This is a genomic window from Streptosporangium subroseum (genome assembly GCF_900188345.1).
GTDB classification, from domain to species: domain Bacteria; phylum Actinomycetota; class Actinomycetes; order Streptosporangiales; family Streptosporangiaceae; genus Streptosporangium; species Streptosporangium subroseum.
In genome coordinates this window covers 64670-79168 of sequence record NZ_FZOD01000051.1, presented here as the reverse complement: position 1 = coordinate 79168, position 14499 = coordinate 64670, and the positions used below count along the sequence as shown (strand labels likewise).

Genomic DNA, 14499 nt, shown 5'->3' with positions numbered 1-14499 from the left:
GGACCGGATGGTCGTGAGGGTCTCGGGGGCCGGCCTGCCGTGCTGACGCTCAGGCACGCTCGACCCCCGCGGACACCCGCGGCGTGCGGAACCGGCCGGGCACGGCGGCGCACGGCACGTGCCGGACCCGCTCACCATGCGATCTCTCGCAACACGTGTGATGGATGAAATAGGTCACCTCCGCAACCTTCCACACGCCCCCGACAGAATCCTCCCGGCGTGGGCACCGCGGTGGCCGCCACCTGACCGTGGGAAGATCTTCAGGCATGCCGTAACCCCACCGACCGGAGGACGAGCGCTCATGCGCGACGAGAAGATCAGCGACTTCCTGAACCGGCTCGCCGATCGCGTACCGGCACCGGGTGGGGGCGCGTCGGCCGCTCTGCACGCCGCCCAGGCCGCGGCGCTGCTCGGCATGGTCGCCCGCTACAGCACCGGCGAGAAGTACGACGAACACCGGGAGGCGATCGAGCGGATCATCGTCGAGACGGACGAGCTACGGGCCACCGCGCTACGGCTCGCCGAGGAGGACGAGGCGGCGTTCACCGCCGTCACCGAGGCCTACAAGCTTCCCAGGGACACCGAGGAGACCAAGGCCGCCCGCTCGGCCGCCATCGCGAAGGCCCTGGTCGGCGCGGGCAGGCCTCCGGCCGAAGTGATCGCCGCCGCGCTGGCCGTGGTCGGGCTGGCCGAGGAGCTGCTGCCGATCGGCAACCGCAACGTCATCACCGATGTGGCCGCCGCCACCGAGGCCGCACGCGCTGCGGCGACCACCGCCCGCGTCAACGTCGAGATCAACCTCGGCGGCATCAAGGACGAGAAGGCCCGCGCCGAACTGGCCGCCGCGGCCGCGAAGGTCGACGACATCGCCGCCCGCGCCGAGCAGGTCACCGCCGCCGTCCGGCGCGAGATCACCGCATGAGGCCAGGAGGCCAGGAGGCCACCGTGAGTGCCACCGTCCACCAGGAGGCCGTCACGTGACCGTCCTTCCCAACCGGAAGACCGTCGCATGACCGCCGTTCCCAACCAGGAGATCACCAAGTGAGTGCCACCGTGCTGTCCGGCAAGGAGCCGGCCGCCGCGATCCGTGCGGAGACCTCCGCGGAAGCCGCCGAACTCACCGCCGCCGGAACACCGCCGAAGCTCGCGGTCGTCGTCGCCACGGCGGACGAGTCCAGCGCCTGGTACGTCCGCTCGATCGCCAGGTCCGCGGAGAAGGCCGGCATCGCCTGCGACATCGTCGACCTGGGCGCCGACGCCACGGCCGGCGCGATCCGCGAGAGGCTGTCCGGGCTCAGCGCCGACGACGCGGTGCACGGCATCATCCTGCAGACCCCGCTGCCCGCCGGGGCCGCGCTGGAGGATCTGGCCTCCGCCATCGCGTTCGAGAAGGACGTGGACGGCGCCGCTCCCCTGTCTCTCGGCCGGCTGGTCGCCGGGCTTCCGGCGTTCGCCCCGGCGACCGCCGAAGCCGTGATGGCGATCCTGGACCACTACGGGATCGAGTTGACCGGCCGGCACGCGGTCGTGGTCGGGCGCTCCACCGTGGTCGGCAAGCCGGTCGCCCACCTGCTGCTGGACAGGAACGCCACCGTCACGGTCTGCCACTCGCGCACCGTCGACCTGGCCGCCGTCACCTCCACCGCCGATGTGGTGGTCGCCGCGGTGGGCCGGGCCGGGCTGATCACCGCCGAGTACGTCAGGCCCGGTGCGGTCGTGGTGGACGTGGGCACCAATCCCACCGAGGACGGCGGACTGGCCGGCGACGTGGACGCCGCCTCCGTCGCCGAGCGGGCCAGTGCGCTGACGCCGGTCCCGGGCGGCGTCGGCCCCGTGACCACCGCGCTGCTGCTGCGGCACACCGTACAGGCCGCCGCACGGGCCGCCGCGCGCTGAACCGTGCAGCCGCCGTATGAGCTCCCGCCCGCTGAACCGTACGGCCGCCGCACGGGCCGCCCGCTGAACCGTATGGCCGCCGTACGGGCCGCCGCCGCTGAGCGGCGATCCGCTGACCGGCGATGTTCCCGGCAATAAGCGGTTAGCCTTCCCGCGGTCACGCTGACACGCGAGGATTGGCCGTGTGAACCGTGTAACCGTACGTCTGGGAGTGCTCCTGCTGGCAGGGGTGGGGGTGGTGGCCGTCCTGCTGGCGCTGCTGTGGCCGTTCTCCTCCAGCGGTCTTTCCGAGGGAACCGGGCACGGCGAGACGACAAACGGTGTCCAGGTGAACCGCCTGAGCGAGCGCGATCACGAGCTCACCGTCACCTCCGCCGCGCTCGGACGCGAGGGCATGGTCCGGGTCCTGCTGCCCGAGGGCTGGGAGCCGGGTTCGGGTCCCTGGCCGGTTCTGTACCTGCTGAACGGCTGCTGCCAGTCCAGATACGACAGCTGGGTCACCGAGGGAGGGGCCGCGGAGCTCACCTCGCCCTACCCGGCGATCGTCGTGATACCGGAGGGCGGCACCGTCGGCTTCTACTCCGACTGGCGGGACGGGCCCGGCTGGGAGACCTTCCACCTCACCGAGGTCCGTCAGATCCTGGAGCGTGACTACGGCGCCGGGGACCGGCGGGCCGTGGCGGGGCTGTCCATGGGCGGGTTCGGCGCGATGTCCTACGCGGCACGTCATCCGGGCATGTTCCAGGCGGCGGCCTCGTTCTCCGGTGTGCTGCACACCCGAGACGGCGAGAACGGCGTCGACCATCTGCTCAGCGACAACGGCGAGGACGCGAGGAAGCTCTGGGGCGACCACCGCGGTCCCGAGTGGGCGGCCCACAACCCGGCCGACCTGACCGGGAGACTTCGCGATGTGCGGCTCTTCGTCTCCAGCGGTGACGGCTCCCCCGGCCCCCTGGACGACTCCACCACCGTGGGGAACGACGGTGAGGCCTCCCTGCTCCGCCAGGCCCAGACCTTCGCCGAGCGTGCCAGGGCGAACGGCGCCGGCCTGACGGTCGACTTCTACGGTCCCGGCACCCATACGTGGCCCTACTGGCGCCGCGGTCTCGAACGCGCGCTGCCCCTGCTCATGGGCTCCATCGGCGCGGCCGCCTGACCGCGTCGCCCGGCCGGGCGACGCCCCATCACCGGCATCCGGTCCGCTCCGCTCCGTGATCGGGGCACTCCGAATGCCGTCCTCGGAGCGACCCATCCTGGAGTTCCCGGTAACGCGGAAAGTTAAGCAGGACGACTCTGGACGTTCAGCTCAGAACCCCCTTTCCGGTCACCCTCGTGGCTAGGTTCCTAAGACACCCCAGCTCAGGGGCCTTTGCCGTATGTCATGAGGAGCTACCTTGCGAGTCCTGGCCGTTGTTCCCGCCCGTGGAGGTTCAGTGGGCGTACCGCTGAAGAACCTGGCCGCGGTGGGCGGTACTCCCCTGGTCGCTCGTGCGGTGAGGGCCTGTGTGCGAGCCGAGCTGATCGACGAGGTCGTGGTCAGCACCGACCACGCGGAGATCGCCGAAGTCGCTCGCGCCGCCGGGGCCACCGTGATCGACCGGCCGGGCGAACTGAGCGGCGCGACCGCCTCCAGCGAGTCGGCCGTGCTGCATGTGCTCGACCACCTGTCCGACGTTCCCGACGTGGTCATCCTCGTCCAGTGCACCAGCGCGTTCATCGACCCCGCCGACCTGGACACCGCGATCACCAAGGTCCTGGACGGCACCGCCGACGTGGTGTTCTCCGGTCTGGAGACGCACGAGTTCCTGTGGAGCGCCGACGGCGCCGGTGTCAACCACGACCCGTCGTTCCGTCCGCGCCGCCAGGACCGCGAGCCGCACTTCCGTGAGACCGGTGCGTTCTACGTGATGCGCACCGAGGGCCTGCGCGAGCACGGTCACCGCTTCTTCGGCTCGGTCGCCGTGCAGCCCGTGCCGTCGCGGCACGCCATCGAGGTGGACAACCCCGAGGACCTGGAGATCGTCCGCGCGCTGGCGCCCTTCGTGGACCAGCCCGAGCCGATCGACGTCGACGCCGTGATCACCGACTTCGACGGCGTGCACACCGACGACCGCGCCTACATCGACCAGGACGGCCACGAGATGGTCGCGGTCAGCCGCTCCGACGGCATGGGCATCTCCCTGCTGCGCCGGTCGGGCGTCAAGCTGATGATCATGTCCACCGAGCAGAACCCGGTGGTCGCGGCCCGTGCCCGCAAGCTCGGCGTGCCGGTCCTGCAGGGGCTGACCGACAAGCGGACCGTGCTGCGCGACTGGCTGGCCATCGAGGGGCTGGACCCGGCCCGCGTCGCCTACATCGGCAACGACGTCAACGACCTGGGCCCGATGAGCGACGTCGGCTGGCCCATCACGGTCCCCGACGCCCACCCCAAGGTCCGCGCCGCCGCCCGCATCGTCCTCACCAAGGCCGGCGGTGCGGGAGCCGTACGCGAGCTGTGTGACCGGGTCCTCGCGGCCCGCCCGGCGAGCGCGATCGTGACCGCGCCCGCGCCCCGCGCCGAGCTGCGGCTCACCCCGGTCGCGAAGCCGGTTCAGATCGGCGACGCGCTGGTCGGCGCCGGACAGCCGGTCTACATGATCGCCGAGATCGGCATCAACCACAACGGCGACCTGGACATCGCGCGCAAGCTGATCGACGTGGCCGCCGAGGCGGGCTGCCAGGCGGTCAAGTTCCAGAAGCGCACGCCGGAGATCTGCGTGCCGCTGGAGCAGCGCGACCAGATCCGGCAGACGCCGTGGGGCGAGATGACCTATATGGAGTACAAGGTCAGGACCGAGTTCGGCCTGAAGGAGTACACCGAGATCGCCAAGCACTGCCAGGAGCGCGGCCTGGACTGGTTCGCCTCCCCGTGGGACGTGCCGTCGGTGGAGTTCCTCGAGTCGATGAACGTGGTCACCCACAAGATCGCCTCGGCCAGCGTGACCGACCTGGAGCTGCTGCGCGCGCTCGCCTCCACCGGCAAGCCGCTCATCCTGTCCACCGGCATGTCCACGCTGGAGGAGATCGACCAGGCCGTGGAGATCCTCGGCACCTCCAAACTGGTGATGATGCACGCCACCTCCACCTACCCGCTTCCCCCCGAGGAGGCGAACCTCCGCACGATCGTCACCCTCCAGGAGCGGTACGGCGTGCCGGTCGGTTACTCGGGCCACGAGCGCGGCCTGCAGATCTCGCTGGCCGCGGTGACCCTGGGCGCGGTGACCGTGGAGCGGCACATCACGCTGGACCGTACGATGTGGGGCTCCGACCACGCCGCCTCGCTGGAGCCGGCCGGTCTCGAGCACCTGGTCCGTGACATCCGCATCATCGAGACGGCTCTGGGCGACGGCGTCAAGCGGGTCTTCCCCGGCGAGGTGGCCCCCAAGTCGCGTCTGCGCCGCGTCACCGTATAAGCGACACCCCCGTAGTCACCGTGCCGCCACCGTATAGGTGGCGGCACGGTAGTTCGTAGATCGCGTCACCATATAGACGGCAACGCGTGGTTCGTAGGCCATGTCACTGTGCGGTCGGCGACACGTGGTTCCTGGATGGTGACGCGTAGACGGCGACACCACGTGTCGCGGCCGGTTCGACTTCGAGGGAAAAAGAGAAACTTGATCAAGTTGTCCATCGTCGTCCCGGTACGGGACGCCGAACTCTACATCTCCGATGCGCTCGCCTCGCTCGTCAGGAACGCGCACAGGGACTTCGAGTTCATCGTGGTGGACGACGGATCGGTGGACGCCACCGGACAGATCATCGAGGATTTCCGCGGTGAACTGCCCGGCCTGGTCGTCCTGCGGAACGAGACCCCGGTCGGGCTGGCGGACGCCCGCAACCTCGGGCTGTCGCTGGCCTCCGGCCGCTATCTGACCTTCATGGACGGCGACGACTGGCTGGCGCCCGGCTATCTCGTCGACCTGGTCGGGGCGATCGAACGGCTCGGCTGCGACTTCGTCCGGGTCGACCATGTCCAGGTAGAGGGCCGCAAGCGGGTCATCCACCGGGCGCCGCTGGCCACCCGCGGGACGGTGCTGAAGCCCCGCGACCACATCCTGCCCGCCGATATGAAGACCATGGTCGACTACCCCTACGCCTGGGCCGGCATCTACCGCCGTGACCTGGGCGACCTGCTGGCCTTCCCCGGGCACCTGCACACCGCCGAGGACCGGCCGTGGATCTGGCGGCTGCACCGCCAGGCGAGCTCGTTCGCGGTGGTCTCGCTCGCGGGGCTCTTCTACCGGCGGATGGTCTCCGGCTCGCTGACCCAGATCGGCGACGCCCGGCAGCTGCACTTCTTCGATGCCTTCGACATGGTCTTCGCGGACCTGGAGGAGGAGTTCACCCCCAAGGCGGTGCGCACGTTCTGCGCGCTTCTCGCCCACCATCTGGAGCTGGGCGACCGCTTCTCCCCCGACCTCCGTACACGCTTCGAGCAACGCGGCGTCGAGTCCCTGCGGCGACTGCCCCAGGACCTGCTCGCCGCGACCCGCCTGGACCCGGAACGTGACCAGATCCTGCAGAGGCTGCTGGAGGCCCGATGACGCAGTTGTTCTACGCCTCGACCCTGTTCGGCGCGATGACGCTGGCGGCGGCGATCGACGAGGGACGATTCGGACCGCACGAGGGCCGCCGGATCCTGCTGGTGTCCAACAACGCGGCCATCCCGGAGATCACTCCGTCCCTGAACGAGGCCCCCGGCTTCGCCGCGCTGAGCCCGCGCTTCGACGAGGTCTGGTCATGGAACGACCTCGTGGCCCCGCTGCACCCGTCGGACTGGAAGGCGCGGATCATCGAGGTTCCGATGCTGAGCCGCTTCCTGCGGTCGCATCTCTCCCTCGGTGAGGGTCCCGACGAGCTGGTGATCGAGTCGATCGCGGTCCCCCCGTCCAGGACCATCGCCGGTCTGATCAAGGACTGCCCGATCACCGTCTACTCCGACGGCCTGATGAGCTACGGCCCCACCCGGGATCCCCTTCCCCAGGAGATCTACGGCCGGATCACCCGCCTGCTCCACCTCGACCTCGTGCCCGGCCTGACGCCGCTGCTGCTCTCGGAGTACGGCGTGCCCGCGGAGACCCTTCCCGACCGGGCCTTCCTCGACGTGATCGAGCCGAACGCCGGAGGCCTGCCCGCCGGCCAGGCGATGATTCTCGGCCAGTACCTCTCCGCGCTCGGCATCGTCACTCCCGAGGAGGAGGCCGAGCTCCACGCGGACATGCTGCGCGGCCTGGTCTCCCGCGGATTTCGCACCGTGCTGTTCAAGCCGCATCCGGCCGCCGGGCGTCGGCACGCCCAGCAGTTGCGCGAGACGGCCAAGGAACTGGGCGTCGAACTGACCACCGTGGCGGAGACCGTCCCCGCCGAGTCGTGCTTCGCCGCGCTACGGCCCGAGCTGGTGGTCGGCTGCTTCTCCACCGCCCTGATCACCGCCCGGCGCTACTTCGGCCTGCCGGTGGCGACGGTGGGTGGCGAGATGGTCCTGGAACGGCTGACGCCGTACGAGAACAGCAACCGCGTCCCGGTCACGATCACCGATGCCCTGCTGCCGCGCATGTCGGCGGACGGATCGCTGGAGGAACCGCCGCCGGTGGACCTCGGAGCCCTGGTCGGCTCGGTCGGTTACTGCATGCAGAGCGAGGTCTACCCGGGGCTGCGCGCGTCGGCCGCCGCGTATGTGGACGCCCACGGCCCCGCCCGCTACTTCAAGCGCCAGCGCCTGGCCGCCCTGGACCTGATCCAGACCCCCGCGGCCGCACCCGCTCAGGAACCCGGCGCGCTGAGCAAGCTCCGCCGCCGCCTCTCCAAAACGCTCACCTGACCAGCTCTCAGCGGGTCAGGCCTCATCCGTGATCCTTCGCGGGGGCGCGCGCCTCCCCGCGGAAGGCCTTCGGTCATCCGGCCGACGGTCACACGAAGGATCTTTGGTTACCCACTCGACGGTCAGCCGGGCATCGCAGGGTCCTCGAAGGCCGCATGCCTTCGAGGACCCTGCGACCTCAGCCGAGCACCTTCAGGTAGCGGCGCATGCGACGCTTGGCCCGGTAGCCGACGCGTAGCACGTTGGGCGGGACCTCCACGCGCAGGCGGGCGCGGCGGCGGGCGGCGGCGAACTGCGAGCCGTCGAGCAGGGACTTCGCGGGGACGAGGCGTCCCGAACGGGCCTGGCCGACCAGGGAGACCATCTGGGAGACCCAGTCGCTCTCGCCACCGGGGTGAAAGTAGTTGGCCTGGCACCAGGCCACGTCCGGGTTCCGGAAACGCCCCCCTGCCAGGTCGTCGAGGGTTCCCAGCAGGCCGCTGCCCTCGAAGACCAGGTTGATCATCTCCGCGCCGACCCCGAAGTCCGACAGCACCAGCAGCGGCACCGACTGGGCGATCGCCTCCAGCGCGGCGGTAGAGCTGACCGTGACGAATCCCACCGCGTGAGCCAGGTGCTCGTGCATGGGACCCACCGCGAAACGCACCCCGTCGGGACGCACCTGACCGCTCTCGGCCAGTGACTGCCACAGGCGCTGGTAGTGATAGCGCTCGTTGTGGGTCTGGCGCTCGGTGTCCAGGGCGCGGAGCTTGACCACCACGTCCAGGTCCGGCCGCCGCTCGGCCAGGGCGGCCAGCCCGAGCAGGATCCGCTCGCGCTCCTCCCTGCGCTTGGGCACCTTGGCCTGGGTCGCGAACACCACCCGGTTGCGCGGTCCCGTGACGGGAACCTCCGCACCGGTCCGCAGGAACGGCAGCCTGGCCAGCCCCACGGTGCCGCCCCCGCCCAGCTCACGGCCGATCGCCGAGAACTCCTCGACCTCCCGCCCGCTGTGCAGCACGAACAGCTCGCACCCGCTCCGGAACAGCCACGCCTTCTCGGTCGCGGGAATGGAGATGCCCGGCAGCCCGGAGACGAACACCGGCCTGGGCTGGAGCCCGGCGAGCACCTCGGCGACCAGGACGTCCACCACGGGACCGGTGCAGGCCACCAGGATCACGTCGGGCCGGAACCGTTCGGCGGCCCGGCGCAGCGCGCGGGCCGAGAGCACGGATGGATCGGCAGCCGAGCCGTCGACGGCGGCGTGAATCTGGGCCGGAGAGGGGGTGATGGGAGTGCGTATCACCGCTAACTCCGTCTCGCAGCCCGAGGGCAGATCTCGGAGCAGGCAGGCCGCCCACTTCAGGTAGGAATCCGAGTCGGCCACGGCCAGGACCTTCAACCGGTAACTCCAGTGTCGTGATGGGCGAACATCGAAAGGTGGGAACGGAGCGAAGGCGCCGCCTCGGCGGTCCACCACTCGTCGGGGACGTCCACGGTGTCCACGGCGACGCCCCTGGCCGAGAGCAGAACCCGCAGGGAGGTGACGGCGGTGGACGGCAGGCTCAGCACCCGCTGCTCCGCGGCCAGCCCGCGCAGGGTCATCTCGGCGGGGACCCCGCCGTCGTAGACGGTGATCCCGGGCTGTTCCCCAACCCGGGCGAGATCGTTGGGGTCCTCCCGGCGGTGCGGGAAGTAGGCCACCGGCTCGGCCGAGCCGAGCCCGGCCAGCCAGGTGAAGTAGCTTTCGCGGTGGATCAGGCCGTTGCGGACCAGCGAGGTGCCGAGGACGATCGTGCGCTCCTCGGGGCGCGGCCTGCGCAGCGGCTGCGACCGCAGCCAGGTGAAGTCATGGGTGACGAGTTCGGCGCCCTTGTCGCGTACGGCCTGCGCCAGCTCGGCGGGAACGGGCAGCGCCGTGAAGATCGACAGCCGGCCGGAGCGGGCGGCGGCACGCAGCCGGATGCCCGCGGCCGTTCCGAGAGCGGTCCTGAGCCGGCCCGCACCGCCCCGGGCCCGCAGCAGTGGCGTCCACATTCGTCCGGTGAGCAGCTCCAGGAGCCTGATCGTGGCCAGCCCGTCGTCGACGATCACGATGCGGCCGGGAAGGGTGGTGAGCCAGCGGAACTGCACCTTGCCGGAGAAGGCGTCGCCCACGGCTCCGATCGTCCCCCGGCCGAGCCGGGGCATGTCCGCCTCCGGGGCGGTGAGCTCAAGCCCCGGAGGCAGGGCGAGCCGGGAGAGCTCGCGGCGGGTCACCTCCAGCGGGCGCAACTTGGCCCGGGGTATGACACGGCTGCGAGCACCGAGCAACCCGGCATGGTGTGCCTCCACCGCGCAGAGCATCTGCAACGGGGATTCCACCCAGGCAACGGCCGAACCCTGCTCCCGCGCGTGGTCTCGACCGTCCTCCACGCCGGGCGATGACCCGTTCACGACTGCCTCAACCTAGCCCGGCGGCCTTAAGCGCCCGGGAACTGCGGATGAACAAGCAGCTATTCGCTCGCCCGCGCCCGCGCGCGAGCCGTTCTCCGGCAGCGGCTCCGGAGGGCGTCATTTCTCCGGCGGCGGCTCTAGAAGACGTCATTCGAGGCCCTCCGCTCCCGACCGGCCGTGCCGGCGACGTCGGGTCAGCTGGAGGCGGCATCGCTCAACGGGCCGTATCGCAGATGGGGGCGGCCGTCGGAGTCCGTGTCCACCGTCGCGCGCACGCGGTAGACGCGTTCGATCCACTGCTCTGTCAGCACCTGGGCGGGGGAACCCGAGGCGACCACGCGCCCGGCCTCCAGCAGGAGCAGATGGTCACAGTACTGAGCCGCGAGGTTCAGGTCGTGCAGGGCGGCGACGACCGTGGTCGGTACGGCGGCCAGCATCCGCAGGAGATCGATCTGATGGTGAATGTCGAGGTGGTTGGTCGGCTCGTCCAGGAGGAGTTCGGTGGGCCCCTGGGCCAGGGCTCGGGCGATGTTGACGCGCTGGCGTTCCCCGCCGGACAGCGTCGACCAGTGACGGCCGCCCCACCCCGCCAGGTCGCACCGTGCCAGGGCGTTCTCGGCCTCCCGGATGTCGAGGGAGTCGTCACGGCCCATCAGGGCCGGCCGTGTCCTGTGCGGAATCCGGCCGAGCATCACGACGTCCGCGACGGTCATGTCGACGTCGGTGGACACCTCCTGGGCGACCACCGCCAGGCGACGGGCGATCTCGCGCCGCGGCAACTCGCTCAGCCGCCGCCGATCCAGCAGGACCGCCCCCTCCCCAGGACGCAGCAGACCGGCCAGAAGCCGCAGCAGGGTCGACTTCCCGCAGCCGTTGGGACCCAGCAGGCCCGTGAAGCCGCCCCGCGGTATGGAGATCGTGATCCCGTCGATGATGGGCGCGCCACCGGCGGCCCACACGACGTCACGGGTCTCCAGGCTCATGATCCGGCGCTCCTTCCATGTCATAGGTGTCCGGGCTCATGACCCGGCGCTCCTTCCGCGCATGATGACCGCGAACGCGGGGACGCCGATCAGCGCGGTGAGCACGCCAACGGGTATCTCCCGCGGGGAGAACAGCGTGCGCGCGGCGGTGTCGGCCCAGAGCAGGAAGATCGCTCCGTACAGCGCGCACGCCGGCAGCAGCACGCGGTGGCGGCTGCCGACCAGGAAGCGGACCGCGTGCGGAACGACCAGACCCACGAACCCGATGGCGCCGCTCGCGGCGACGAGAGTCGCCGTGCTCAACGCGGTGACGACGAACAGGACGAGTTGCGTCCTGGCCGGAGAGACACCGAGTGAGGCGGCGGCCTCGCGCCCGAAGGCGAAGGCGTCCAGGGCGGGAGAGGCCGACCAGCAGACCGCCAGGCCTATCCCCGTGGCCGCTGCGCAAAGGGCGGCGCCGGTCCAGCTCGCCGAGGCGAGCGAGCCCAGCAACCAGAACGTCACACCGCGAGTGCTCTGCGCGTCACCGGCCCAGATGACGATCAGGCTGGTCAGCGCGCTGAACAGCTGCGAGACCGCCACCCCCGCCAGCACGACGCGGATCGAGCCGCCCAACGTCACGCCGATCAGCGCGAGTACGCAGCAGAAGGCCATCAGGCTGCCGGTGAAGGCGCCCGCCGTCAGGGCGGCCGCGGCCCCCGATCCCAGGCCGAGGATCAGGACGGCCACGGCACCGGTGGAGGCCCCGGAGGAGATGCCCAGCAGGTAGGGATCGGCCAGAGGATTGCGGGTCAGCGCCTGAAGCACCGCTCCGCACACGGCCAGGCCCCCTCCGACCAGCGCGGCCAGAAGCACCCTCGGCAGGCGGAGCTCCCAGACGATCGCGTCCTCCAGCGCGGGGAGAGGGGTCAACGGGAGGCCCAGATGCACGGCGATCGTCTGGAACACCTCCCCGATCGACAGGCCCGCGGCTCCGAGGGTCACCGCGAACGCCACCGACAGCGGCAGCAGTATCAGCCCGGCGCCGGCCGCCGAGAGAGCACCTCGCCGTCTCCTGTCCCGCGAGACGGCGACGGGTGGTTCCGGGCCGACGTGCCCGGCCACCCGTGGCGGCGCGTGAGACGTCATCGCCGGGCGAAGACGACGTAGTCGTCCAGGTACTGCCAGACGGTTCCCACCTCGGTGAAGCCCGCCGTACGCAGAGCAGCGAGGTGGAACTCCAGCGGCGCCGGCGACTGCGGCGGGCGATCGGCGAAACGTCGCTCACGCTCGGGCAGCAGGGGTCCCAGTTCGGGGTGACGGACCGCCAGGGCCCACCACTGATCCCAGGTGGCGGTGCCGTCCGCGAAGGCCTCTCGCTGGACGGCGGCGTCGTGGGCGGCCGACAGCTGCCGCAGTGTCGGATGGCCGGCGCCGAAGCGCAGGTGGTCGGCGTTGAGCAGTACGGCGCCGGGGGGCAGCATGTGCGCCAGCTCGGTGTAGACCTCAAGCAGCTGTCCGAGAGAGAGCCAGTGCAGCGCCGTGGAGGTCAGCACCGCGTCGAAGCTCCACTCCGAGAGGGCCGACGACCAGCCCGCGCGTGCCAGGTCGGATTCGATCACGGTGGCGCGGCCGTGCCGGGCCAGGATCGATCGCGCGAGCCGCGCCAGCACCGGGTCGTAATCGGTGGCCACCGCACGCGCCTGCGGGAAACGGCTCAGCACCCGGTCGGCGATCGAGCCGGGTCCGCAGGCCAGATCGAGCACGGTGAGGTCCGAGGGGCAGTTCAGGTCAAGCACGTCGAGCATCACCTGGAAGCGGTTTTCACGGTGGGCCACGTAGGCGGACTGCTGCTCCTCCCAGCGGGAGAACAGGTCATGCGAGGTCGGCGAGGTTGCGGAAGTGGTCATCGCGGTCTCCGGGGGAAGGCATCGGGCGGGCGCGCGTCGCGTCCGAAGGTGGGCGTGGCATGTCGGGTCAGCCGTAGAGGTCCCGCAGTCCCTTGCCGACCTGTTCCACAGCGCTGACACCTCTGATCGAGGGATCCATGGCCGATCCGGGAACGACGATGAAGCGGTTGTTCTTGACCGCTGTGAGCTGGGAGGCGACGGGGTCGGAGCGCAGGAACCTCATCTTGGCCTCGGCGCTGTCACCCTCGCCGCCACGGGTGAGATCGGCCAGCACGATCACGTCCGGATCGCGCTCGGCGATCTTTTCCCAGCTTCCCTCGGACCACTGCTGGGCGATGTCGGAGAAGGCGTTGCCGGCGCCGAGGAACCCGCTGATGGTGTCGGGCAGTCCTCCGCGACCGGCGATGGCCGGGGTCTTGGTACCGGAGTAGTACCACATCAGTTTCTTGCCCAGGCCCGAGCGGGCCGCGTCCTTGGCCGCGTCGAGACGCCTGCGCAGACCGGCCACCACGCTCTCGCCCCGGTCCTGCACACCAAAGATCTTGGCGATGTCACCGATCTCGCTGAAGATCGCCTCGAACGTGGCGGAGGCGGGAATCAGCTTGGGATCCTCGCAGTCGTTGGAGGACAGGTAGGCCGGTATTCCCAGCTTGGCCAGATCCCCCCGCACGCCGCCGGCGTCCGGAGCGTAGGCCGAGGCGCGCATCGAGTAGACGAAGTCCGGCTTCGCGGCCAGCAGTGCCTCGCGACCGGGGTACTGGGCGGCCAGAACCGGGACCTTGTCGTAGTCACCCTTGAGCTCGGTGAGCACCGGGTCCGTCCGGTAGGCCGTGCCCGCCATCCGGTCGGCGAGTCCCAGCGTCAGCATGATCTCCGTCGCGTTCTGCTCCATGGAGACCGCCCGCTGCGGCGGGGAGGTGACGCGAAGGGGCAGACCACAGCTCGTCAGCTCCGTGGCGGTGTGCCGGCTGTCAGGTGTGGCACCGGTGGCGGCCTGGGACTGGGTGCCGCTCACGCCTCCACAGGCGGTGAGTGCCAGGAGGAGGCAACTCGCCATGGAGATGGAAATCATTTTCATAATCGGCGATGGTACAGGAGGGATGAGATGACGCAAAAGCAACACAAGTTCACAGGTCACACCCGTCGGCGCCGTCTCCACGAGAACAACCGCCGGGGGTTTCGGTCACGCCCACGCAGGCGGTGCGCGAGCCCTCGCCGGCACCTGGCACGTTTTGATCGAGGAAGGTACGGACGGCCACGGGTTCACGGTCAAGGACGCAGCGAGAGCGGGCGGGGCGGGGTCCCACCGACAGCGCGGCACCGCCGAAGGTCCAAGACCAAGGGCGCGGCGAGGACGGGTGAAGCGGCCGGGGCCCCGCTGACAGCGCGGCAGGATCAGCCGCGCCCGACGCGGCCGATCCCAACGGATCACGGAAAGCCCGGTGCGCCAACCCCG

Annotated in this window: 12 protein-coding genes; 6 read left to right on the top strand and 6 right to left on the bottom strand. The window is 70.5% G+C overall.

Annotation, left to right across the window (positions count from 1 at the left end; all coding sequences use genetic code 11):
- Positions 1–301 precede the first annotated feature (301 nt).
- The 6 genes from CHC08_RS35000 to CHC08_RS34975 all read left to right on the top strand — a co-directional run bounded on the left by CHC08_RS35000 (position 302) and on the right by CHC08_RS34975 (position 7756).
- A complete protein-coding gene (locus CHC08_RS35000) occupies positions 302–922 on the top strand; it encodes a cyclodeaminase/cyclohydrolase family protein (protein ID WP_089211658.1) in 621 nt (206 codons plus the stop codon).
- Positions 923–1041: 119 nt separating this feature from the next.
- Positions 1042–1896, top strand: a complete 855-nt coding sequence (locus CHC08_RS34995; protein ID WP_089211657.1) for a bifunctional 5,10-methylenetetrahydrofolate dehydrogenase/5,10-methenyltetrahydrofolate cyclohydrolase — start codon at positions 1042–1044, stop codon at positions 1894–1896.
- Between the two features lie 184 nt (positions 1897–2080).
- Positions 2081–3052 (top strand): alpha/beta hydrolase, encoded by a 972-nt coding sequence (locus CHC08_RS34990; RefSeq protein ID WP_143653462.1) that lies wholly within the window; start codon positions 2081–2083, stop codon positions 3050–3052.
- A 238-nt stretch (positions 3053–3290) separates the two neighbouring features.
- Positions 3291–5348, top strand: coding sequence for an N-acetylneuraminate synthase family protein (locus CHC08_RS34985; protein WP_089211655.1), 2058 nt, complete (start codon positions 3291–3293; stop codon positions 5346–5348).
- A gap of 201 nt (positions 5349–5549) precedes the next feature.
- Complete coding sequence (locus CHC08_RS34980) at positions 5550–6479, top strand: glycosyltransferase family 2 protein (RefSeq protein WP_089211654.1); 930 nt, start codon at positions 5550–5552, stop codon at positions 6477–6479.
- Positions 6476–7756 (top strand): alpha-2,8-polysialyltransferase family protein, encoded by a 1281-nt coding sequence (locus CHC08_RS34975; RefSeq protein ID WP_089211653.1) that lies wholly within the window; start codon positions 6476–6478, stop codon positions 7754–7756. Before CHC08_RS34980 ends, CHC08_RS34975 begins: the two co-directional genes overlap by 4 nt.
- 178 nt (positions 7757–7934) lie before the next feature.
- Here the strand turns inward: CHC08_RS34975 and CHC08_RS34970 are convergent, their stop codons facing one another.
- The 6 genes from CHC08_RS34970 to CHC08_RS34945 all read right to left on the bottom strand — a co-directional run bounded on the left by CHC08_RS34970 (position 7935) and on the right by CHC08_RS34945 (position 14121).
- Positions 7935–9122, bottom strand: coding sequence for a DUF6716 putative glycosyltransferase (locus CHC08_RS34970; RefSeq protein WP_245878750.1), 1188 nt, complete (start codon positions 9120–9122; stop codon positions 7935–7937).
- 11 nt (positions 9123–9133) lie between these two features.
- The gene (locus tag CHC08_RS34965) at positions 9134–10099 is read right to left on the bottom strand and encodes a hypothetical protein (RefSeq protein ID WP_245878749.1); all 966 of its coding nucleotides are present in this window, start codon (positions 10097–10099) and stop codon (positions 9134–9136) included.
- A 266-nt stretch (positions 10100–10365) separates the two neighbouring features.
- Positions 10366–11154 (bottom strand): ABC transporter ATP-binding protein, encoded by a 789-nt coding sequence (locus tag CHC08_RS34960; protein WP_089211671.1) that lies wholly within the window; start codon positions 11152–11154, stop codon positions 10366–10368.
- Positions 11155–11190: 36 nt separating this feature from the next.
- Positions 11191–12282: a FecCD family ABC transporter permease gene (locus CHC08_RS34955; protein ID WP_089211650.1), complete on the bottom strand. Its 1092-nt coding sequence runs from the start codon at positions 12280–12282 to the stop codon at positions 11191–11193.
- Complete coding sequence (locus CHC08_RS34950) at positions 12279–13043, bottom strand: class I SAM-dependent methyltransferase (RefSeq protein ID WP_089211649.1); 765 nt, start codon at positions 13041–13043, stop codon at positions 12279–12281. The genes CHC08_RS34955 and CHC08_RS34950 overlap by 4 nt, the downstream gene beginning before the upstream one ends.
- 67 nt (positions 13044–13110) lie before the next feature.
- The gene (locus CHC08_RS34945; RefSeq protein ID WP_089211648.1) at positions 13111–14121 is read right to left on the bottom strand and encodes an ABC transporter substrate-binding protein; all 1011 of its coding nucleotides are present in this window, start codon (positions 14119–14121) and stop codon (positions 13111–13113) included.
- Between the last annotated feature and the right edge of the window lie 378 nt (positions 14122–14499).

Coding starts and splice junctions, on each gene's coding strand:
- CHC08_RS34975 (WP_089211653.1), top strand. CDS start 6,476: ATGACGCAGTTGTTCTACGCCTCGACCCTGTTCGGCGCGATGACGCTG.
- CHC08_RS35000 (WP_089211658.1), top strand. CDS start 302: ATGCGCGACGAGAAGATCAGCGACTTCCTGAACCGGCTCGCCGATCGC.
- CHC08_RS34960 (WP_089211671.1), bottom strand. CDS start 11,154: ATGAGCCTGGAGACCCGTGACGTCGTGTGGGCCGCCGGTGGCGCGCCC.
- CHC08_RS34945 (WP_089211648.1), bottom strand. CDS start 14,121: ATGAAAATGATTTCCATCTCCATGGCGAGTTGCCTCCTCCTGGCACTC.
- CHC08_RS34950 (WP_089211649.1), bottom strand. CDS start 13,043: ATGACCACTTCCGCAACCTCGCCGACCTCGCATGACCTGTTCTCCCGC.
- CHC08_RS34955 (WP_089211650.1), bottom strand. CDS start 12,282: ATGACGTCTCACGCGCCGCCACGGGTGGCCGGGCACGTCGGCCCGGAA.